The sequence below is a fragment of the Pseudolysobacter antarcticus genome, from assembly GCF_004168365.1.
GTDB lineage: Bacteria > Pseudomonadota > Gammaproteobacteria > Xanthomonadales > Rhodanobacteraceae > Pseudolysobacter > Pseudolysobacter antarcticus.
This window is the reverse complement of sequence record NZ_CP035704.1, coordinates 2,997,624-3,020,572: the sequence shown is the minus strand read 5'-3', so window position 1 is coordinate 3,020,572 and position 22,949 is coordinate 2,997,624. Positions and strand designations below refer to the sequence as shown.

The window sequence follows — 22,949 nt, the reverse complement described above, 5'->3', positions numbered from 1 at the left end:
TCACGTTGAACTTGCAAATTTGCATCGTGTTTTTCTACAACGAGATTCCATCCCACATTCCACAATATGTTGAATGTGATTGGACAGGGGGTAAGTAATGTCTGCTCTTCGTTTTGCTGCCGTTTTTTCGATCGAGCAAGCCTGCCCGATTTCCAGTTCCGGGCCCGCCCAAGAAAACAACGCGTCGTTTGTTCGGCGGAGCAACATCATGCGCCCACCATGGCGACAAGTTTTTTTCGGCATTGTCGCTTGGACGGCAACAACAATTTTTGCGCATGCACAAAGCGCCGATCATATATTTGCCGATTCCTTTGAGTTCACCACCAAGCTGGCCCAGCCGGATATTGCAATAGCGTTTTCCGATGCGTCAGTGTGGACGCCTCTCAAGGCTCGCTGCGAGCGGGATCTCGCAACCGTTATTGAAGATATCTACGCCGGATTCGACTGGCGTCAAGCTGCTCAGGACTACGGCATCTGTTACAACGTGGCATTGATGAAGGGAGACGCGCGTGCACCGCTATATTCAAAGAAGGCAGTTGCCATTCTCAAGACGCTCTCGCGCAGCTTTCCAGTGATTGCTGTCAATCAAAATCATCAATTTCTCGGATTCGGTGACGGCCTGAAAAAATCCTTCACGCTACCGATGCCGCCGCTTGCTGGCGCTGTGGTGCGCGTGTTCGAGAATACCGCTGCGGTCACCCAATTCACCTATACGAGCACGCCGCAGCAGGACATCACGCAGCAGTTCGATAAACGCGCGCTCTATCCCGTACTGCGAATCAGCGCCAGCCAGGACGGTGCCATCTCGAACAGCCCTGCGGAATATGTGCAGGAAGTGGACTTCCATATTTCCATGCGGGATGACGATATCGCGGCCGGAACTTCCTATTTCAATGTCCTGCATTGGATCGGCACAAATCACCCTTCGCCAACGTATTACGTAGCAACAAATTTGAACGAGAACAATACAGAAATTTCCGCAGGCAAATTTTCGATCAGTGGTACGACACTGTTATTCAACACGGCACCGATTGCAACACAATCGTTGTTTGTGCAATACGTCGGGTCGGATTACACCCAAACCAGTAACTTGATGGGTGGTGTCGAATCGGTCAAGCCTGACGGGCCGGGCTACGACATGCGCGCCATGAACGTGGGCCTGGCTTATGGCTACGATGCCGTGCGTCACTCCCCAGACCTTACTGCTGGCCTTCGTAAAGAGTTTTACACGGTGTTGAATCAGCAGGTGGACTGGTATACCCAGGCGGGATATGAGGGACCACACGTCTATAGTAACCCCATCGGTAATTACTACATTCGCGGATATTTGATGGGCACATTTTTCACCGCCTATGCCACCGACACAGACAATCCGAGGGCGATGAGCGGCGGAGATCTTAAGCCTCTCGCTCACAGTCTCCTGATGCAGACATTCAACAGGATGCAGGCTGTACTTCCGGACGCTTATGGCCCGCAGGGCCAATATTCCGAAGGCACCAACGAGGACATGCTTCAGCTCTTCGACGCATGGAAACGACTGTCCCCGAGCGAAGGTGTCGCCGAGGATTTGGCCTCGATCTCGACATGGAACGCTAATCTTGTGCCTGCCACAATCCACGGAACCAAACCGGATCGGGTCACATTTTACGATGGCGGCGACTGGGACGGTCTGCCGGCCAAGCCGCTGGTGGAATCGATGCAGGCTTTTCTGAAGTATCAACCCAACCATTCGATGGCCCCTTATGCGCGACAGTATCTCGCGGATGTGGGGTCGCCCGTTGCGGGGGCGAAGGCCGACTACAAGACCGGTGCCAGCAGCTTTCCGCTTTCCTATCTTGCCAAGTTCACTGGCCCGATGTATGCGCGGTCTGATTGGGGAACGGTCGCAGTCTGGGTCAGCATGGCGGACGGGCTCGTGCTGGAGGACCACCAACATCGCGATGCCGGACATATCACTTTACAGCGCGGTGCAGACTATCTCGTAATTAACTCAGGCGGCTATGGGATCACTGAGACGTTGCCGTCGCACAACACTTTGGGCTTCGATGATCGTGGTGCCGGCGATCACATCGTTTATCCGCCGGGGCAGGGATATTGGGGAGACAACGCCAAGATCACGAAGTACATCGATCAAGGAACTTTTGTTTACGGTCTCGCCGATATTGGCAACGCCTATGTCAACAACGATGGCGTGACAAATTCGGTAACGCGAGCAGCGCGAACGCTTGTTTACATCCGCCCGAACGTGGTTTTTGTCCACGATCAAATGCAAGTGGCAAAGGCGGCCATTAAGAAGATCTTCAACCTCAACTTTAATGCCCCGTCGTTGGTACAGTCAGGTGACGTGTTTTCAGCCGCGCACGGCAATAGCAAAGTCTTCATGCGCGCCCTCGTGCCCGCCAATCCTGTGCCGACAATTACGCATCTGGATTACAACGATGGCCACAGCAATGTTTCCAACTACCAGCTCACGACTTCGGGCCAGACATCGGGCACGTTCCTACACCTTTTCCAACTCACGGATTCGGGGCAAGCAACAATGGCGAAGTCCACCTACGTTGCTTCTGCTGATGGACGCGAGCAAGGGGCGGAGGTTGATTTGGGAACTCGACGCTGGATCGTGATGGCGGCCACCGTAACGCCTCCCGTGCTCAACACGAGCGCACTCGTATATAGCGTTCCACAGTCATGCCCGTGCACGCACGTGATAACAGACCTCATGGCATCCACAGGGTATCAAATCACCATACTTGGCGGTGCTGGCAGCACGATTCAGGCGACATCTGACGCGAATGGGTTGCTGACTTTTCAAACCGAAAATGCAGCGACTACCGGTGTGCAAATTCATTGAAGATCGATCATTGATATGAAAGCTATCATGCTCAATTCGTTCGGAAGTGCCGACAATTTCGCCCTTGCACATTTACCGATACCGGAAATCCGCTCGGGTGAAGTCAGGATCAGGGTTCAAGCCGCGGCCTTCAATCCCGTGGACTATCAGATTCGCAAGGGGCAATCAGAAGGTGGTCGACTGCGATCAATGATCCTTGGGCGAGATCTATCGGGCAGCATTGATGCGATACATGATGATGTCAAAGAGTTCAGCATAGGCGATGAGGTTTTCAGTTATGTCTCCGATCTTGCAAGCAACGGCACTTATGCAGAATACGTTTGTGTGCCGGCGGAACTGGTTGCTCGAAAACCCGAAACTTTGACCCACACGCAGGCCGCCGCGGTGCCGGTTGCGGGTATCACGGCCAGCCTTGCCCTAAGTCGCGCTCAAGCTGAGAAAACAAAATCCGTGTTCATTGCGGGTGGCGCAGGAGGCGTTGGAGGATTCGCCATCATGCTTGCGCGACAGCTTGGCGTGAAGAAGCTTGTCACTACGGCGGGGAACGCCAAGAGTCGCGCGTATCTGATCAACCAATACGGCTTGAACGATGATCAAATCGTCGACTATAACGATGCAGATTTCATGCGACAGGCAATGGCGCGAAATCGTGGTTGGTTCGATATCGCCTTGGATCTTGTCGGAGGCAAGATGCTATCCGCGTGTTGTGGACTGCTCGCCGTCGATGGGAATCTCGCATCGGTCACCGAAGCTCCGAAAGAGAGTGACTTTGAAACCCTGTTTCAGAAGAACGCGTCGTTTCATTCTGTGGGTGCTAATGCCTACTCGCTGAAAAATGATCGAGTCGCGTGGCTAAGGTATCGAGAAATACTTGATAGCCTCTCGCGACATTTTGAAGGTCGGGTGGTTTCACCGCCGCATGTGCGTATTATCGGAAACCTGTCTCCCGAAGTGGTCCGGCAGGCGCACTTGCTATTGGAAAGCGGCTCTGTTCAGGGCAAACTTGCGATGACTTGCTAGAGAATCTATCTCGTCTGTAGGGGCCGCGTCATTCGTCGTTCCGTGTCCTGTTTCAGAAGGCGTTCCGCAGTGGCGTTGATATCAGCCGCAGCAATGGATTTCCATGCGATGTCCGAAGGTAACTGGTCATGCAGAAGCACCTCGGCAAGTTCGGTTACAACCTTGCGGTTTGCCCATGGATGAGGCTGCTCGGGGCTATCTGATTCGTTTGCGGCAAAGTCGTTGAGCAAATCCAGTATCGTGGATCTCGCCTTGGAGATCTCCGCAAGTTTTGCGCGGTATTCGAGTTCCGGCTGTTCCATTCCAGGGAAGTGTTGGTAGTCCGAGAAGTGTTGTCCCTCGTGGGCGAGGTAGCTCACTTGAAAGGCTTCGGAGTGCAAATCGTATGCAGCACGCACCGCATATAGACGATCAGGTTTAGCCCAGCCAGCAGTGTGGTAGTAGTCACATGTTGCATATCCCGCCCAACCGAGGCTGACAAAGTCATCGAGCATCACTACATGCACGACTTGGCGCCCTGCAGGCAGATCAACATCATACGACTGATCAGTTTGCTTGTGCCACAGCATGAATTCTCGCATCGGTGTCGTGACGCCGAACAATGCGTGATAGCCGAGTGTTTCAAGCTTGGTTGAGAGCAACGGCTCGATCGTATCCATATTGACCACAACCGACTTTTTGCCATACTCGTACACGAGTTTCGCCAGTTTTTTTGCTAGCTCATGTTCAGCGGATTGCGCCGACACCTTGCCTAGCATGACGTGCGACCAATAACTGCGGTATGCCGCAAATACAGATTGTGTCCAGTCGACTGACACGGTTTGCGTATTAGCGCGAAAGCGTTTGCGCATGCACGCCCAAGTCTTTCGCTGTTCGTCATTCAGCGCGTCGGGCGATACTGTATCCAGATGTTGAAGCGCGGCTCGCATGTCGCCTTGTAACGCCAAGTTCGTACCATTGCGAAATTCTTCAACAGATGCCTCCGGCGTTTTTACTGCGCCGAACGACGCTGAGCACACGGCTACTAAAAATAGAAGAAGGGTGTTGCCGGCATAGGGGTATCGCATATTTTGCTCCGAACGTGAGGACGTGACGGAGCTCATAGATGCACGACGACGGTAAAGCGTTTACACATCAAAAGAACTGCGAAAAAAGCGCGGCCGTAACGATTCGTGCTCTTGAGCAACGATCATGGCCCAAGCCGGGTCCGGTGTGTTTGCGCTTTACTAGTCGATTGGACATTTACAGACTTAAACCTTTTTGCATCAACCATAAGTCTTATGACTTGCGAGCGGCATCAATGTTACGGAGAACGAACTGTTAAGGCGATGTGCGACATATCTCCAAACTTAGGTTTTTTGCTGTTGCAATTCCGACTCTCGAGGTCGCGAATAGTTTGGTCGTAAAACGATCGGGTTCCAGCAAACTCAAACGCAACACCGTGGCACTAGAAGCTTGTTGCTTGGCAGGATCTGATCTCGCTCGTCGAACAGAGGCTCACGCTTCAATGGGTACCAATTTTTGCCTTGAAGTTAAAGCAGGCTGAACACAACTTTTTTCCGTGTGTTCGGTACTAACCGTTTGAACCGGCTGTTTTTTATCTCCGTAGTGAGTTGTGCCAAATTGTTCAGCACGCGAGATTATGTTAGGCGTGGTGTAATACTTAGGGCATAGTGATTTGGTCTGTTAGCCCAAATAGTTGTTGACTGAACGGAGATGCGAGATGAGCGTAGCGGATTGGACGATGACAAGTGCTTCCGTCGAAACGGATCCACTTTTTATAGATGTCTACAACCGACTCAAGGCGATGGCTAGTCGGCAGCGTTTGCGTGGCGGCTCGCCGGATACGCTTTGCACTACCGAACTCGTGCATGAAGCGTACATGCGGATGGGGGAATTGGATAATCGTTTCGAACAACCCGTGCAATTTTTTGCTTACGCTGCGCGCGCGATGCGTCATATCCTGACGGATGCTGCGCGGCGCAGGATTCAGCCCAAACGTGGCGGCGATCAGGTGCGCTTGATGATGGGCGATCCGATGGTGGACTCGGTGCAAATCGATCCGAGATTGGCGCTGGATTTGGATTCAGCGCTTGACGCTCTTGAGAAGGAGGATAAACGTGCGGCCCAAGTGATTGAATTGCACTATTTCGCGGGGCTGGATCTGCAACAAGTAGCCGATATTCTTGGAGTAGTTCGGCGTACGGTAGACCGCGACTGGCGCTACGCGCGAGCGTTCCTGGCTGCGTACGTAGTGGAGTAAATCTGCCTTGTCGCATTAGGCCGGCAATCGTCGTTCTCCGTCGATATGACTTCTAAAACTTCTAGCGCTCAGCTTTCCTTGCGAGAGCTATTCGACCTGATTATCGAACTCGCATCCGAAGAGCGCGTAACGAAAATCAATACATTGGATTTGCCAGAAGAAACCAGATTGCAACTTCGAGCGATGGTCGCGTTCGACGAGCGGACATGGGATGCTCCGTACGATCGCACTCGAAGCGTTGATTCACTGGAGTTTTCTGAAGGCGGTAGCACGAAGCTGCCTGCGGTACTGAGTGCGACCAACGGCATACCAGCGCTTCTGCAACAATGTGCAGTCGATGCGTTGGATCGCTTCAAAGACGACGATGACGCTTTGGCGCAGTCGTTGCTCGGCACGAATATTGGTTCGTTCCGGTTGGTCGCATTGATAGCGCAAGGTGGCTCGTCCGCGGTATTTCGCGCCGATCGCACGGCGGGGGATGGAACGCAGACCGTTGCACTTAAACTTTTGCGCACCGGCCTGTACTCGGCAGATGCCCAGCGACGATTTCGCCGTGAGCAATCGATCCTGGCGCAACTTACCCACCCCAATATTGCCGCTTTGATTGAGGGAGGTGTTAGTTCGCTGGGCATTCCCTACATTGCGATGGAGTTAGTCGACGGCGAGCCGATTACCCAAGCGGCTGATTCCCGCGGCTTGTCCCTCGAACAACGTTTGATCTGGTTTTCTCGTTTATGCAGGGCCGTTGAAGCAGCACATTCCGCACTGGTCATTCATCGCGATCTGAAGCCATCCAATCTCTTCGTCACGCGCGAGGGAGAGTTGAAAGTGCTGGATTTCGGTATCGCCAAACTCATCGAATCCGAGGATGACGCTCTCAGCACGCGTACCCAATCATTTGCGTTCACGCCAGAGTACGCCGCGCCGGAGCAGTTCGGTTCGACCCCACTCACCACTGCGGTAGATGTGTACGCACTGGGTGTGGTGCTTGGAGAGTTGTTAACAGGCGAACGTCTAAGTGGAATCAAGCGTGCAAGTAGTTGTGTGCGCGCAAAAACTTCAACAGGTATACCGTTGCCACGAGGGATGCGTGCGCGCGACCAGTTGGCTCGCCAACTAAATGGCGATCTAGACGCAATTATAAGTACTGCGCTTGCCGATGAGCCATTGTTGCGCTATCGAAGCGCCAGCGCGTTCGCCGACGATGTCGAACGGTATCTCGCCGGCAAGCCGGTGCGTGCGCATCCGCAGTCGCGACGATACAGATTGGAAAAATTTGTCAGACGTCATCGCGTCGGCATTGCGATAGGCGCCACGTTTGCGTTGGCCATGCTTCTGGGCGCAGGCGGTGTCACGTGGCAGGCGCAGATCGCCGCTCACGAGCGCGACATGGCGCGTGCCGAGCGCGACGCAGCCCAACTCGAATCACGCTTCAACGGGGCGCTATATGAGTTTCTTGTCGGCTTATTCCGCGATGGCGTGCGCGACGAAGAAAAACTCAATCCGCGCGAGTTTCTCGCTCGTGGCGTCACCTGGATCAATGCGCATGCGCCGGACGATGTCGGTTCGCGCGCGCTGGTTTTCACAGTGCTTGGTGAGCTGCAGATTCTACGCGAGGACCCGACCGGCGCGCGGGCGTTACTGCAGCCGCTCGTTGAAGAAAACCCCGCCGGCCTGCCGGCCAATCTCGCTGCACGGCTGCGTTGCACACTCGCGCAGGCCGAGGAGGCCGACGGCAAGCTGGAGCGCGCCAAGGCGCTAGCCGAAGAGGGCATCGTCCTTGCGCGCGATCTGACCGGCTCGGCGCGGGCAACGCTGTTGGAATGTCGCAGCGTCGTCGGCACCGTGCTTGCGGATCTAAACCAGGACGCTGCGGCGCTGGAGATGCTGCGCTTGGCGATCTCCGAAGCGCCGCTCGACAGCAACGACCCCGGCGTACTCAATCAGCGCGCGGCAATCGAACATGCCTATGCGGTCGGTCTTTTCTATACCGGCCGCATCGCGGAAGCGATTGCCCACGGTGAATCAGCGCTGGCAATTTACGAGCGGATCAAGCGAACAGGTAGCAATCAAGCCATTGCGACACTCGGCAATCTCGCGATGGCGCATCTAAGCGCTGGTCAACCGCTCGCGGCCGACGCGCGCTTTGAGCAAGTGATCGCTTTGAGCGAGCAATACGGTCGCTCGACCGGCTTCGCTCAGCGGCTCATCAACGCGGCAGCGACGAAGGTGGTACTCGAACAACCCGCTGACGCGCTCGCGCTGCTAGACCGCGCGGAGGCAATGTATTCGGCCCTGTCAGCAAATGCTCCGCGTGCACGTGCACAGGCCAGTCTCGAGCGCGGCAAGGCGTTGTCATTGCGTGGCGATTACGTGGCCGCCGAGCGCGCGTTCGTTGATGCGGACAAGGCAATCGATGCAGGCTATCCCCCACAACATTTCTGGCGTGGATACACGTCCGAGCAGCGTGCACGCGCTGCGTTTTCTCGCGGCGACTACGCGGCGGCCGAAACTCAACTAGCACGTGCGGTTGAACACTATGGCGCGGATAACGGCTCGGGGCGACGAGCGTTCGTGCGCGCGCAAATCTTCGGCGCCGAGCTGGCGTTGGCGCGATCAGATGCTGTCAAGGCGCTTGGTATATTGAACGAGATCGAACCTATCGCGGCGAGCGTACTCGAACCCGATGATTGGCAGCGCGCCTGGCTGCAAACTCTGCGTGGACGTTCGCTCGTGCTTCTGGGCCGTCAGGCGGAAGCGCAAACGTTGCTGGCCCCGACCCCCGAACGACTCGCGCGCGCTCTCGGTCGCGAGCATTCGTTGACGCGTCGCGCAGTAGCGTGGGCAAACGATGCGATGCCAAGTTCGCGTAGCGAGGTACCGTAAGTCGTCGCGGCGCATGACATAACCACAATCTCAAAAACAGCGCGCTCGTGTTTGCCGTCATCGATAAACGCAGACCGAACATTGAACGACAAAGACGACATCCATCTACAAAAGTATTGCAATCGGTGCGCACGACGCACACGTTTTGAATGCGTGGGAATCGATGGTCCTGGTGGGTTCGGTTGTGCCTAACATCGATCGAGCGCGTCAGTGCAGAAACAGGCCGAAGCAAGTCCCGGTGCCAGCCGCCCGAATTAGCGTCCGCGCCAGCAACTAAGTGACTCCAATTCCGGGCGGGGACCTATTTCCAGCGCTTACTCAACGAGTTCAGACGGCGTGGAGATCCGCTCGGTGTTTGATCGATCGGCTCGGCCGCAGCGCTGTATTGATCAGGTATTAAGCCCGTGGCTGTGTGTCGTATGAGCGTGCATTTGTTCGTTCTTCGGTTTAAGCGAGCCCCAAGCGCAAGCCGTAACGCAGACTTCGACATGCACTTCAGATCATGATCAGTAAAAGTCCCCGCCAAAATAGCCATGAGTTCACCTCAATGTGGCGAGCGCAATGTACGCCGCATTCGGCTCACGTGCGGTTTTCAGCTAATGGCATAACACGACGTTGCCATCATGCAACTTGAGCCGCTAAGGCTGACACTTGGTCGAACCTTGAATCTTGCTCCGAACCAATTACCGACGGAGCAAGAGGACGCAGTGCATGTCCTGTTGTGCGAGCGCCTTGCCCGTGTGGTGGTGCCAATGGGCATGATCGGTCTTTGGTGTCCGCTGACTAACGGAATGTGGGTCGAGACGATGGGCTCACGCTCGTTCGTTGGGCGTGGCGAGCTCTATGTTTCGGACGTTGACTTTGCTCATGAGGTCACTGTTCCTTCGCGGGGAGCGGTCATTGCCGTACTCGCGCGTGCAACAACTTGGCAAAAAATGATGGCGCTGTCACCGGCAAGCCGGCGCATTCTCCCGCCGGTTTTCCCGGCGGTCCAAAGCGCAGGATGTCCGCTGCGATTGGCCTTCCTGCGCTTGGTCAGGTGCGCCATGCTCGAGACTGCAAATGTGGACGAGATGCACAGCTGGCGCGATTGGGGTGAGCTCATGGCACGTGTGCAGAGTCCGATGGTGGCATTGTTCCACCGCTGTCCCGGGTCCTCAGTGACGCGTCGCAGTCAGATTTTCATGCGCCTCCAACGTGTGCGTCATCTTTTGCAGGTCGGCTTTGCGCGCGACATCCATGTCTCCGCGCTGGCTGCTTTGTCGAACTATTCGCGCGGACGCCTGATCCGGTTGTTTACACAGGTGTTCGGCGAAAGTCCGTATTCGTTTCTGCTGCAGACACGCATCGAAAACGCGTCGCAGCTGATTCGTCAAACCGACATGAATCTCAGTGAAGTTTGGCGCATGGTAGGTTTTGAAAATCGGGCCAGCTTTGCACGGTCGTTCAAGAAGCGCGCCGGAGAAACTGCGTCGGCGTTCCGCGCGGCCTCCCGCGAAGTTGAGTGCATCAAGGACTAAAAAGAAGTTCCGAGTTTTTTTGCGCTAGGGGGCTCTACCCCGTTTTGGCGGACGGTTGAGTTAAGGTTATAAATCTTTGGTCTAGCTTATCAAGTCGTCGTTGCATACGTGGGTTGTGGAAGCGCTCGATATAGTCAAAAACATCCGAGCGTGCGTCGGCCAGTGACAGGTAACGACGGCGATAAATGCGCTCGCGCTTGAGCATACCGAAGAATCCCTCGGCGGCAGCATTGTCGCCACAGTGGCCCACATCACTCATGCTGCTGATGAGGTGGTGATCGGCGAGGAAGCGTTGATATTCGCCGCTGGTGAACTGGGTTCCTCGATCTGAATGCAGCACCACGGGCGTGGTGTCCGTTCGCTGCCAGCAGGCCATCTGCACCGCCTTGAGAACCAGGTGACGATCCTGGATACCCGACATGGACCAACCAATGATCGTGTGGCTGAACAGGTCGAGCACCGTGCAGAGGTAGAGCCAGCCTTCGCCGGTGTGGATGTAGGTGATGTCGGTGACCCATTTTGTATTGGGTTCCAGCGCCGAGAAGTCACGTTGCAGATGATTGCGCACGTGCAGCGGTCGCACGCCGCTACGCTTGCTGCGCCAGGCTCGCCGCTGTGGAATCCCGAATAATCCGTTGCTGGCCATCAGGCGTGCCACCCGATTGGGACTCGCCGTTTCACCGGCATAGCTCAGCTCCTCATGCATGCGTGGCATGCCCAGTACCCCATCGCTGATGCTATGAAGCGCTTTTATCTGCACCAGTAATCGCTGGTTGTCCTTCGCTCGCGCACTCAAGGGGCGTTTGCACCACGCATGAAAACCGCTGCTCGATACCTTCAGGCATCGACACATCAGTTGCACGGGATAGACCGTGCGGCAGCGCTGGATCGTCTGAAACTTCAACGCGATTCCTTCGCGAAGAACGCTGCCGCATCGCGCAAAAAATCGCGTTCCTTCTTGACCCGCGCCAGCTCACGCTTGAGTGCGGCCATCTCTTCATCCCGCGGTACGCCAGAGCCCGGGAAAGCGTGGCGTTTACCGCTGGCCAATTCCCGCCGCCAACGGCTCAGCACCCCTTCACCCACACCGATATCGCGAGCTATCTGGCTAACATTGGCACCGGCCTGATGAGTCAGACCCACTGCCTCCCGTTTGAACTCATCACTAAATGTTCTTCGCTTGGACATGACACTCCTTTTTGCCGATCATCGGCCTTGTTGGAAGTGTCCGCCATAACGGGGTAGAACCCCAAGGGGGCGGCAGCTATTCATTCAGCGATTACTTCATGGGGCTGCCGGCGCAAGCGCGTATCGCAGAAATCGCGCTGATGGCGTTGTCGATGGATGCGCGCGATGTGCGTATGGCCGAGCTGAGTCTGTCGGCGCCGGTAATAGTGCGGCTGAACAAGATGTTGGCGGACAATCAGCGCATGCCAGTGTTGATGCGAACGAGTGCGATAGATGCTATCGGTGAACTCGACGACGTTACTCGGCTTATTCGATGATCCCTTATGCCAAGTTGAGCGAACTCGCCAATCGAATGCCGTGACCAAAGACAGGGGTAGTTCCGGCGGCGCAGCAGCGCCACCGGAACTGCTTTTCTGATGGTTCTTAGAACTTGACGCTCAGGCGAGCCCAGTAAAAACGACCGATCGTGTCATACGTATTTACGTCGACGTTGGCGTTGGTCACGTTGTTCGAGTAGAAGAACGTCGGCTGCTTGTCGGCAATATTGTCGATACCGATATCAACGCGGGTATTGATCGGAGCGATGTTATAGCCCGCAGTCAGATTGTTCTGCGTCCATGCGCCAACGTGGCCCACGAGCGGAACTTTCTCACCACCGATATAACGTGCGGTCCAACCTGCCGAGAACGAACCCAGGCTCCAGTTAAGGGTGCCCAGACCACGCCAGCGCGCGATGTTGCCGAACTGCGAGTTGTACGTACCGGCCGAATGCACGACGGTGGTGTTGGGACCATCAACCGTGGTGTTGTCGTACTGCGCGTTGTACGTGGTGTCCAGACCCACGGTGAACTTGCCGAACGACGTTTCCGGCAGACGATATTTCGCACCGAAGTCCACACCACGCACGTCGAGACGACCGAAGTTGGTGTAGGCGGTGTTGATCTGCGAGATCTTGCCACCGGTAACAACGATGCTGGAGCAATACACGCTGGCTGGGTTCTTGGCGCAGAGGTTGGCGATGGTCTGGCCGGTCAGGCGCACGATATCGTCCTGCAGGTAGACGCGCCACAGATCGGCGCTCAGCGACAGGCCATCGAGCCAATGCGGATCGTAGACCACGCCGAAGTCGAAGGATTTGCCAACTTCTGGCTTGAGGGGCTTGCCAGCCACTGCTGCGCCAGAGAAGAAAGTCTGAACCTGGCTCGCATTTTTTGATGGCAGACCATTGACCGGCTGGGTGTAAGTATCAAACGATGCGGCCAAACCAGCGAACAACTCGGTGTTGTTCGGTGCGCGGAATACCTGCGACACCGTACCACGCAACAGCAGGTCTTCCAGCGGACGATATTCGAGCGCGGCTTTCCAGTTGTTGGTCGAACCGAAGGTGTTGTAGTCCGAATAACGATCACCAAGATCGAGGTTCAGGCTATGCACGAACGGCAGATCCTTGAGCAGCGGGATCAGGACTTCGGCATAGACTTCCTTGACGCTGAAACCACCCTGGAACGGCGTGCCGCAAGCCGAAATCTGCACAGCGCAATTGCCGTTGCTCAAGTTGGCGCGAGCGATGTAATCCACCGTGCTGTGGGTGTATTCCTTGCGGTATGAACCACCGGCCGCGAGGCTGACCGTGCCGGCCGGCAGGTCAAACAGGTTGCCGTTGATATTGAACTCGGCCTGACGCTCGGTCTGCAGGGTGTTTTTGAACGGTGCGGCCGAATACTGCTGCAGAATGGCTGCGGTGTTCGGATCGTTCTGGTTGAAAATATTGACGCAGCCGCCCTTGGCCGTGCTGTTCGGGATGCAGTTGGCGGCGAACGAGCCACTGGCTTGCAGGTCACCCGACGCCAGCGAACCGAAGAATTGGTTCAGCGCGCTCAGGTGGCCATAGTTCAAGCTGGCATCCCACTGCCACGACGTATCGGCGATCGCACCCTTCAAACCGGTAACAATCTGATCGGTAGTAATGGTGTTCTTCCCACTACGCGGACCGAGTGCCGACAGACGAATCGCAAGATCCACGGAGCCATCACTTGGCAGGCCATCATTGCCGAGGTAACCGACATTGGTGCCGAACGGGTTGTACGGATTGCCGGCTTCCAGCGTGATGTGCGCCGAAGCCAAATCGAGTGGCAACGGTGCGAGCTGCGAATTCGCCGTGGTCTTGTTGTGGAAAACGCTCATGTATGCTTCAACGCTATCGGTGAGCTTGTAGTTGCCCAGCACGTATGCGTTGGTGCGTTCTTGCGGCGTAAAGATCAGGTTGATTGCCTGAAAGTTGAAGGTGTCGCCCGTGCTGTTAGCCGTACCGCTCTGGAAGCAGCGAAACTTTGCCGGAATACCGCCGGCAGCAGGTGCGGTGGCGTCGAACGTACCACCGCCGCTACCGCAACCGGCAAACTGCGGTGCCGAAATGTAGCCCGACGGCGAAGCGAACGAGCCGCCCTTCGTCACCGGGAAACCACCATCGGCCTGCTGTTTCTTGCCGAGGGTCAACGCAAACTTTCCGTAATCGCGGTTTCCCGAAAGGATGCCATCGAACTTGTTATAGTCGATACCACCGACGATGCTGCCCTTGTCCGAGGTCTGGCCAAAGGTCAGGTTGAACGCTTTGCGCTCGCCGTCGTCTTTGTCCGAGATACCGTAGCTGGTGCTCAGCTCGGCGCCCTGGTAATTGGTGCGCATGATGAAGTTGACTACACCACCGATCGCGTCCGAACCGTATACGGCAGAGGCGCCGTCGGTCAGCACTTCGATACGTTCCACGAGGTTGCTCGGGATGGTATTGACGTCGTTGTTGAGGATGCGGCGACCATTGATCAGCACCAGGGTGCGTTGGGTACCCAAACCGCGCAGCGAGATAAACGTACCGCCGCTACCGCCACCGTTGTTAACGGACGGGTTGTTGGCGTTGCCGGAAATGTTCGGCAGTTCCTGCACCAGGTCACCGACGGTGAGCTTGCCGCTCTTTTCGATTGCGGCGCGATCCACCGTCAGCACGGGGCTGGCAGTTTCAACGTCGACGCGGCGAATGCGTGAACCGGTAACCTCAATGGTTTCCAGCTTCTGGCCCGAATCCTTGGCTGCGTCTTGGGCGAATGCCGTGATTGACGTGGCGCACAACGCCGCAGGTATAGCAAATAGGGCTCCGTAATTACGTCCCTGGCGCAAAGCGCCCCGGATCGACTGCGAAAGCAACTGTGTGGTCATGTTTTAACTCTCCAAAATAATTATAGGTGCCGGACCTTCCGGACAAGGAAATTTATCCGATGTAAATTATTTGTGAGTAAAAGAAAATGCCGCAATCTGGAGCTAATAGTGTCCTTTAGTGATCGCGTGAATTTTCGCTACAAAAAATATGCATATTGTTTACCAGATCCATTGCAGCTTCGATAAAAATGGCTTGCCCCTCCAGGGCGAAAGAATTGTTCGACTCCAACCGGACAGTTCGGACTAGTGAAACTCGGCGCAGCGAGACCGCTACCTCGCTGCGCCACCTTTTCTATGACGGGCTCAGGGGGCCTTCTACGTGATCGCGAGTTTGTCGTCACGATGCACATGTCATCGCTTTAGCTGGAATTAGCGACAACCAGAAAAACGCGGTGCGCCATATCTCTTCAAGCATCAGCTCACATAGTGCCCGCAATGATATCGAATCAAACTTCGATTGATCTGGACGCGTTGTCGGTACGTGAGGAATATGTATGACGGACACCGAAAGGCAACCCGATTGATACGCCACGACTGCCTTTCGGAAACGTGTCAGTTCTCAGTTCCAAGCCAAAAGCAAAAATTTAATACTCTATTTTTAATTCGACCAAATCTCCCTAAATTTTGTAATTCCATTATCGATTTTAAAGCTCTATTGGGTCGTATCGCCGAGCGCGCAGTTTCTGCACGGAAGCGCATATCTTCAATGCCATGAAAATTTATTTGGTGCACAAGCTTTTTTCGGGGAAATGGATGTGTGTCGTGAGCACACTTAGTTCAAACGCCCGGGCGAAACGCGAAGTGGTGCCGCATGCCTGAAATGTTCAGCTCGCCAGAAACTAACTACAGTGAAAGCAAGACCCGATTCATTGCGAACTCGTACGCTGCAATGACTTGTATTAACGAAACGTTTTTCAGAGACGCCGCCGCGCAACTGGAGGCGCTCAATCACGAGCGCTGGGATTTCGGAGCTGTACTCGATTAGCTCAAGACCCATTTGTGACAGGGCTGTGCACGCTACGTATCCGAGCCGCGGATTCTGATCAGTTCGGTACAGCGGTCTGACTCAAGCCGGTCTAGCAGTCTGACCCAACCTAAATTCCAATATCCGGGGCATCGTTTTCTCTCGGACCCGTCGTTCGTACTTTTCAGTGCATCGTTTCCCACAGATATTCGTTAAGGCCTGCATAAATGTAGCGGGCATATATTATGAGGCTGGTCCCGGTTGCCGAGGTGGTGATAGTTGACCCATTAGAGTAGAACTCCGGATCGTTTTGAACCATCTCCATTGGCCCCCATCCGGCGACTGGGTCGAATGCGCGCGAGACGATGGGACCCAACTGTGGAACTGGGTTGTAATCCAGAAGTTGATGAAAGGCGATACGTGAGCGCCCCGACGACGTGGGCATGCCGATGCTGCCGTCACCGAAGGTAACGCCGTACGGGCTGGTACTCAGAACAGTCGGCGAATCCCACGCATCGATCGCCGCACGATAGTAACTGGCCATCATCTGGGCGGAGCTACCGCCGCCGGGCCGCGGCACGTTGACAAACCAGGCGGTCAGGGCGTTGCCTGCGTCATCTGCCACCAAGCCGCCGGCGCTTGCATTGTCGATCGTGAGCGCCGGAGACCATTGCCCAGTGGCGACGTTGCGGCGTCGCGAATGCAATTTTTCTGAGTTGTTGGGTCCAATCTCAGTCCAGGTCGCGAGTAAATTGGATGCGCTGTCCAGCGCAAGGTTGACACGCATTGGCGGTTCACTGATTGTTTCAGGACCGACCCAGGTTCGCGATATTCGATCAAAGCGAAAAATTTGGGTGGTGTCGAATCCGAAATAAATTGTGTCGCTCTGATTTGCCACGAGGATACGACCGAAGTCTAGACGACTGCTTTGTGGGAAACCGGGAACGACTTTGGAAGTATCCGGAATGTTGATAATCGTCTGCACCGACCATTGCCCCGTGACCTTGTCGTAGTAGGAGTAGCGGTAGGTATACGGATTTGGCTTCTGGCCGGTGTATTGGGGAGATATCGCGATCGCATTGCCAAGGCCGTCGAGCACGACTGTCGCGAATCCAACCGTGCCTTCGGCGAACGGCTGTTCAGCGGCGCCCCAGTGCCCTGAGAGTGCGTCGAATCGACTAAACCAGACGTGGAAAGTCGTGTCCGACCACAGAGCCATCGCATCGCCCATCGTCGATGCGCTGACGGTTAACGATCCTTCGAAAACATCCGGTTTTCCGGCATCCGGTCCGTTTTGAATGAGCGGCGCAAGTTGCAAACGTTCGCCCATCTGCTCGGTCTGCAGGTCGAATGTCGCTACCCAAGCGCCATTGCGTATTCCCTGCAGGAGGTCGCTGAGCTTGCCCTTTGCACTGCCGAGGAAAGCTAGCGATCCGGTATTCGACACTTCGGTCCAGTTTTGGCCGGGATCGGCGTTCGTTGGCGGAGTCACCGATGCGCACGGCGCGCCGAGCAGACTGGTGCGCGCGCCGGCTGAGCCAGTGTAGAGCGGCGAATACGCGTAATAGCAAAGAATATTGAGATCTGTGATGGTGTGCTCGTCCAGCGTCAACGGGTGACCTTCGGCTGTGAAGTGCACCGTGCCGTATTCCGTGGCGCCATAGCGCGTCGAGCCACGCCGATCGAGATCGAACGCGGTCGTGCGTGAGCCACCAACGTAACCGTCGCCGTTGAGATCCGCGCGTCCCCACGCCTGATCATGCGGCTCGCCGTTGGCGACGATATTTTCGACCAGTTCGGTTTTTAATTGCTGCAGATCTGCTTCGTCGAATACACCATTGTCATCGACGTCGAGCACGGCAAGACGAATCGGCATGGTGGCAGGCGAGGGAATAATGGTGTCGGACGCGTCGTCCAGTGAGAGCACGGTTGCATACGCGTCGATCAAATTCACGTCGCCGACCTTACGCTTGTTGTCGATGATTGCATCCACCGTTTCGGAAGCGGGGCGGCTCCGAAGATCGTCCGATAGCAGCCATAGGTAAGACGCCAGCGCCGTGACCTGCGGCGCAGCGAAGCTCGTGCCGCGAATGGATTGCGCATCGAAGCTTTCGATATGCTCCCCTACCGCGCTGACCGGTGCGTTGCGCCGTGAGAACAGCGAGGCCTGTACGCCATCGAAGTTGGGCTGGTTAGTAGTGCTGCCCACACTCAGGATGTTGTCCGCCGATTCTGGTTGTGTTGGGCCCAGCGTTTCCGTCTGATAAGTCTGGATCCTCGCGACGACGCTGTCACTTTGATACAACGAGGGTAGGTTGCTGTGTTGGGCATCCGGATCGAGCAGGGCGTGATCCTGTAGAAAATTCAGGCTACCGGACGAGCCGAAAATCACACCGGACGCGGCTAGCGCCTCGGGACTGACGTACGGAGTTTGCGCAAAGAACGGATATGCGCGTCCCGCGTCTGAGTCATATTCATTGCCCGCGGCAACGGACACGAGCATATCTGCGTCGCGCTCTTGCATCAGCGAGCGCCACTGAATGGCGTTGTGCGCAAGGTTGGCGGGCAAAGTGCGGTATTCCGGCGCGATATCCGCCGGCTGGCAGTGCGCGCACAACGGCCCGTGATAGCCCATAGAACGGTTGACGACGACTTTTCCTGTTGGAAGGCTTTCGGCGAGAATTTTCTGCTCCTGCGATACGCTCAGGCCGTTCGCGTCCAGCCCGACGATGTTGACGCACTGCGAAAATGGATTCGCACCATTCGGCTTGGTCGTATCAAGGATCGCCGCAGTCGTGGCGACCGTCTCGTAGCCGTGTGTTTCCGTTAGGCTGGTGCGATCCCCGATCCAGCCATTGAATCCCGGTACTTGCTTGCTGAATATGTCGTAGGCGGCCGCCGGATTGGTGCCCCAGATGTCGACAAAACGCATCTCAATTTTGCGCGACTGGCAGTTCGCGGTCGCTAGGCGCTGCGCATTCCACGCTGCTGGAAACCGGGTGGCCGCGAGATAGCTAATCGAAGAGTGCGGCACGTCCGATGGCAAGAACTCGATCTGAGGCAGCAAGGCCAGATCGGCGGACAGGACGCCGGAGGCAGCTTCCAGCGTCTCCCGAAGTTGGCTCAATTGCATCCGATCAGTTGGACGGGGAAAGGCGATCGTCATCTCGGCTCGCTGCGGCGTCATCGTCACGATGCCAGCGCCGATGGTCGTTAATGCCGCGTTGATTTGAGCCACCGATGCGTTGCGGCTGAACACGATATCCATGCGCGTCATGATCAGGTCGCCATCGATGTCCGCGTTCGGCGCGGCAACCGGCTGCATGTCAACGACGGCGTTCAATGCCAACGTGTCGGGCGTACCAACTAGGAGAGAGCCAACATTCAATTCGAAACCATTCGCGAAAATTGCATCGTCGGTGGGTTCTGCCTCTCCTGGCGCAACTAGCAAGAAACCGAACAAGCCGAGGGCAAATACTTGGAGTATCCGCACAGTGGAGTGGCGCGCGAACGCCGAGGAGGTCTGATTGCATTTCATGGCGCGCGAATACCTTATGTTGGATATACGCGTAAAACGAAGAACGAGCTTCACTTACGACATGAGTATTCTCGTGCGGCACGAGCATCTGATTGCGAAGGCCAAGCGGGGTAGGTGACCAGCTTCGCCAGCGAAACCGGTCATGGCCGAAGGCCAAACTGACCACCGTCGCCAGCCCGTTGATTTAGCCCGGTCGCGGAGGGCGTGCAAAGTTCGACCCCAGTGTTACCTCAAGCGAACTTCGCGGCAGGCGCGTTCCCGCCGCACGCAAATCCGGACTTGATCTGCTAGCGCTCGGAGGTCAGCTAGCAACGCGTAAGAAAGAGCTCGGCGGTTAGCAATACGCCTTTTCGCAAACTGCTAGTGGTTAGCGGAGCGGAACTCATCGGCTGGTTGGCGTCGACGCTCATGACGTTCGAACAGCAAGTGCTCCTGCAGCGATTGAAGTCCCCTTTTGGAAGGAATGTCGTACAGAGGGAGAAGAGCCTTTCTTCACGATTTTCTGGGGCGCGAGCGTATGCACACGAATGCTGTTGCGGTAGGTAATGTTGCGGTGGGTGGTTTGTTGACGCGTCTGCATCCCGCGGGTGTACTCATGGCGGGGATGGCGGGGCTGACGCTAGTGGTTTCGCTGGGTCAGGCGCAGCCTCCGGGAAGTAGCCATGCGCCGTGGAACCAGCTATCCGCACCGCCGACACGTGGCACGCCGGATGTGAGTGGAGCACCCTCGCTACTGCATTCGTTCGAATTACCGGGCACGCCGATCGTGGCAGCAAGTTCGAACGGTTATCGAGGTGTCCGTTAGAATTAGACCAGTACAAACATCTAGGTTTACTTCCTAGTCCCAAGGAAGCAAGCGCGCAAATTCCTTGCGTACCACCTCATAGCACTCACAACTCCTCGCCTCCAAGCGTTTGCGATCCAGCACGCGGATTTTGCCGCGTTGGTATTCGATGATGCCGATTCGTTGAAGGTTACCCGCTGCCTCCGTCACGCCTTCCCGCCGCACACCCAACATGTTGGCAATCAGTTCTTGCGTCATGCGCAGTTCGTTTGATGCCAACCGATCCAAGCTCATGAGAATCCAACGGCACAACTGCTGGTCAACACTGTGGTGCCGGTTGCACACCGCCGTCTGCGCCATTTGCGTGATAAGCGCTTGTGTGTAACGCAAGAACAGCTGTTGAACCGGTCCTGCCAAAAGAAACTCATCGCGGATGAAGTGAGCTTTCATGCGGAACGCATAGCCCTCGCTCTGAACCACAGCACGGCTCGGCGTGGCGCTTCCGCCCATGAACAGCGAAATCCCCACCAGGCCCTCATTACCCACGATGGCGATCTCCGCCGAAGCGCCGTCCTCCATGACATAGAGCAGGGACACGATCGAGTCGGTGGGAAAGTAGACAAAGGTTTGCTCGACGCCTGCTTCGTAGATCACCTGACCGAGCTTCATCGCGATCGGAGTCAGGTCCGGTGCAAATCGATCCCATTCTGCTTCGGGGATAGCTGCGAGCAGATGGTTGCGTCGCGGGTTGATACGCGCGTCAGGCATAAGTTGATGGCCATGTTGACCTAGCGCTCATGGCGCAGGAGCTCATTCTAGCCGCATCGGGCAATCGCGGTATGTGCGTTACCGTACATATACCAACGTCATTCCAGTTCTCAATACATGGCGCCACGGACGGCTTTCTACGCTCCCTTGTGTGCGACACCTATCTTACTCTGCAGAGCGCTTTACGGCGGATTGCAGCGAAGTCGATCTCGTGCGAGGCAACGTGCTGCACGAGCAAGAACATCGACTACAGCACCTACTATTTTCCGACAAATAGTTTTATTTCGATGCTCGTGAATGTCGATGAACATTCAGTATTGGAGGTGGGCATGATCGGTAGCGAAGGGATGTGTGGGCATGAGGCGATTTGGGGCTCCGCGCAGGCGCCCTTGCGCGCATTGGTGCAAGGCGCGGGTCACGCATGGCGGATGGAGTTCGCCGCGTTTCAGCGACATTTGGAAAACTCAGCGGCGGTTCGTCAAACGATGAATCGCTACGTGGGCATTCTTTTCCGCCAGCTTGCGCAGACCGCTGCCTGTACTCGGTTTCATACTGTCGAACAGCGGCTTGCGCGATGGCTGTTAATGACAGGAGATCGAGCGCATACAGACTCATTCGTGGTAACGCAGGAGTTCCTTTCGTTCATGCTCGGTGTTCAGCGAGCCGGTGTGACGAGAGCAGCCGGCGCTCTTCAGGCTCGCGATCTGATTCAGTACACGCGCGGCCAAATGGACATTCTTGATCGCGATGCACTCACGTCCGTGGCGTGTGTTTGTTACCAGGCGGATTTATCGAGTTACCAGCGCGGCCTTGCGCGTGAAACATACATGGCATGACACCACTCACGTAGATTTCACTTATGTGCGTTAGCGTACAGATCGAACAATGACGTCGAAGGTAGGCTCACCTTTCGGGATCGGTAATCTCTGCAACGCCCCTGCAAGAATGAACTCGGCTTTTGTCCGACGCCCATCCGTAAAACGGGATTTGTCATGTTAGAGCAATCCATTTTTTCCCACCCGGTTGGACGACTGGGCGGCAAGTTGTTCCCAGCACTTTACGTTGCACCGTTGGTGCCAATCGAGCTACCCAGTTTCTCGGAAATTCGGGGGGCACTCGTAGCATTGGCGGCAACCCAACGCGATACGGAAGATTTGCTCAAGCAAAGTGATCAAGCGCTCCTCGACGCTGGCGAACGCGCGAACTTGCGCGAGCGATTCATTGCGGTGCTGGGGCATGACTTGCGAAACTCATTGCAATCCATCGGCTTCGGTACCTACCAGCTCAGGCAAACGGTAGCCGATGCGCCATCAACTGACGCGATAGCGCGAATTGAACGCAGCTGCGGTCGAATGACCGAGCTTGTTCAGAATATTCTGGATTTTGCACGCGGTCGACTCGGCGATGGCATTCCGCTCTCCCTCCGGCAAGAGGATGGATTGGCCGATGAACTACGGCATGTCATCGCGGAGGTTCAGTTGGTCTACGCTGAGCGTGACATCTCAAGCGATATTGGAATCGTTTTCCCGGTGACGTGCGACCGCCGACGATTGGCTCAGCTGCTCGCCAATTTGCTGACGAATGCAGTTACCCACGGCGCTGCGGATCAGCAAGTGAAGGTAGGGATACATAGTTGCGACAAGACGTTTGAGATGTCCGTTACCAACGGCGGCCCCACCATCCCGGCTGATAGGTTAGCGAGGTTATTCGAGCCTTTTTCTCACGGGGTGGACAACACTCAAGATCCGGGGCTTGGGTTGGGACTGTATATCGCCGCTGAAATTACCAAGTCACACGGCGCAACACTGACGGTCTCATCAATAGCGATGCAAACCTGCTTCACTTTTCGTATGCCAATGCCCACACAAATCGTCGCAGAAATAAGCGAGACGAACCTCTTGGCGAGCAATTATTTTTCCGGCAAGAACAGTCCTGCTCGCAACACATCCCTCTGACG

At 55.8% G+C, this 22,949-nt stretch carries 14 protein-coding genes and 1 pseudogene; 10 read left to right on the top strand and 5 right to left on the bottom strand.

What is annotated here, in order from left to right:
• Positions 1 to 97 precede the first annotated feature (97 nt).
• Positions 98 to 2,851, top strand: a complete 2,754-nt coding sequence (locus ELE36_RS12910) for a hypothetical protein (protein WP_129833930.1) — start codon at positions 98 to 100, stop codon at positions 2,849 to 2,851.
• Between the two features lie 27 nt (positions 2,852 to 2,878).
• Positions 2,879 to 3,871: an NADP-dependent oxidoreductase gene (locus ELE36_RS12905; RefSeq protein WP_207215774.1), complete on the top strand. Its 993-nt coding sequence runs from the start codon at positions 2,879 to 2,881 to the stop codon at positions 3,869 to 3,871.
• A gap of 5 nt (positions 3,872 to 3,876) precedes the next feature.
• Here the strand turns inward: ELE36_RS12905 and ELE36_RS12900 are convergent, their stop codons facing one another.
• Positions 3,877 to 4,938 (bottom strand): hypothetical protein, encoded by a 1,062-nt coding sequence (locus tag ELE36_RS12900; RefSeq protein ID WP_129833926.1) that lies wholly within the window; start codon positions 4,936 to 4,938, stop codon positions 3,877 to 3,879.
• 656 nt (positions 4,939 to 5,594) lie between these two features.
• Here ELE36_RS12900 and ELE36_RS12895 point away from each other — a divergent pair.
• The 4 genes and pseudogenes from ELE36_RS12895 to ELE36_RS12885 all read left to right on the top strand — a co-directional run bounded on the left by ELE36_RS12895 (position 5,595) and on the right by ELE36_RS12885 (position 10,540).
• A complete protein-coding gene (locus tag ELE36_RS12895) occupies positions 5,595 to 6,134 on the top strand; it encodes an ECF-type sigma factor (RefSeq protein WP_129833924.1) in 540 nt (179 codons plus the stop codon).
• Positions 6,135 to 6,179: 45 nt separating this feature from the next.
• A pseudogene (locus tag ELE36_RS21200) lies at positions 6,180 to 7,250 on the top strand (serine/threonine-protein kinase); the annotation flags it as partial.
• 54 nt (positions 7,251 to 7,304) lie between these two features.
• Positions 7,305 to 9,020, top strand: coding sequence for a tetratricopeptide repeat protein (locus ELE36_RS12890; RefSeq protein ID WP_242512263.1), 1,716 nt, complete (start codon positions 7,305 to 7,307; stop codon positions 9,018 to 9,020).
• Positions 9,021 to 9,643: 623 nt separating this feature from the next.
• Positions 9,644 to 10,540 carry a helix-turn-helix transcriptional regulator gene (locus tag ELE36_RS12885; protein ID WP_129833920.1) on the top strand — a complete coding sequence of 299 codons (897 nt, stop codon included), beginning with the start codon at positions 9,644 to 9,646 and terminating at the stop codon, positions 10,538 to 10,540.
• Between the two features lie 34 nt (positions 10,541 to 10,574).
• Here the strand turns inward: ELE36_RS12885 and ELE36_RS12880 are convergent.
• A protein-coding gene (locus ELE36_RS12880; RefSeq protein WP_129831719.1) for an IS3 family transposase occupies positions 10,575 to 11,728 on the bottom strand; the annotation gives its coding sequence in 2 pieces (ribosomal slippage) (positions 10,575 to 11,488 and positions 11,488 to 11,728; 1,155 coding nt in all).
• Positions 11,729 to 11,739: 11 nt separating this feature from the next.
• Here ELE36_RS12880 and ELE36_RS12875 point away from each other — a divergent pair.
• Positions 11,740 to 12,045 (top strand): hypothetical protein, encoded by a 306-nt coding sequence (locus ELE36_RS12875; RefSeq protein WP_129833918.1) that lies wholly within the window; start codon positions 11,740 to 11,742, stop codon positions 12,043 to 12,045.
• A gap of 106 nt (positions 12,046 to 12,151) precedes the next feature.
• Here ELE36_RS12875 and ELE36_RS12870 read toward each other — a convergent pair whose 3' ends face one another.
• Positions 12,152 to 14,938 carry a TonB-dependent receptor plug domain-containing protein gene (locus ELE36_RS12870; protein WP_129833916.1) on the bottom strand — a complete coding sequence of 929 codons (2,787 nt, stop codon included), beginning with the start codon at positions 14,936 to 14,938 and terminating at the stop codon, positions 12,152 to 12,154.
• 1,148 nt (positions 14,939 to 16,086) lie between these two features.
• Positions 16,087 to 19,440 (bottom strand): S8 family serine peptidase, encoded by a 3,354-nt coding sequence (locus ELE36_RS12865; protein ID WP_129833914.1) that lies wholly within the window; start codon positions 19,438 to 19,440, stop codon positions 16,087 to 16,089.
• Positions 19,441 to 19,957: 517 nt separating this feature from the next.
• On the opposite strand from ELE36_RS12865, the gene ELE36_RS12860 reads away from it, so the two are divergent.
• Positions 19,958 to 20,245, top strand: a complete 288-nt coding sequence (locus tag ELE36_RS12860; protein WP_129833912.1) for a hypothetical protein — start codon at positions 19,958 to 19,960, stop codon at positions 20,243 to 20,245.
• Positions 20,246 to 20,278: 33 nt separating this feature from the next.
• Here the strand turns inward: ELE36_RS12860 and ELE36_RS12855 are convergent, their stop codons facing one another.
• Positions 20,279 to 20,992, bottom strand: coding sequence for a Crp/Fnr family transcriptional regulator (locus tag ELE36_RS12855; protein WP_129833910.1), 714 nt, complete (start codon positions 20,990 to 20,992; stop codon positions 20,279 to 20,281).
• A 29-nt stretch (positions 20,993 to 21,021) separates the two neighbouring features.
• Here ELE36_RS12855 and ELE36_RS12850 point away from each other — a divergent pair, with 29 nt between their 5' ends.
• The gene (locus ELE36_RS12850) at positions 21,022 to 21,828 is read left to right on the top strand and encodes a Crp/Fnr family transcriptional regulator (RefSeq protein ID WP_129833908.1); all 807 of its coding nucleotides are present in this window, start codon (positions 21,022 to 21,024) and stop codon (positions 21,826 to 21,828) included.
• A 156-nt stretch (positions 21,829 to 21,984) separates the two neighbouring features.
• Positions 21,985 to 22,947 carry a sensor histidine kinase gene (locus ELE36_RS12845; RefSeq protein WP_129833906.1) on the top strand — a complete coding sequence of 321 codons (963 nt, stop codon included), beginning with the start codon at positions 21,985 to 21,987 and terminating at the stop codon, positions 22,945 to 22,947.
• Positions 22,948 to 22,949 lie beyond the last annotated feature (2 nt).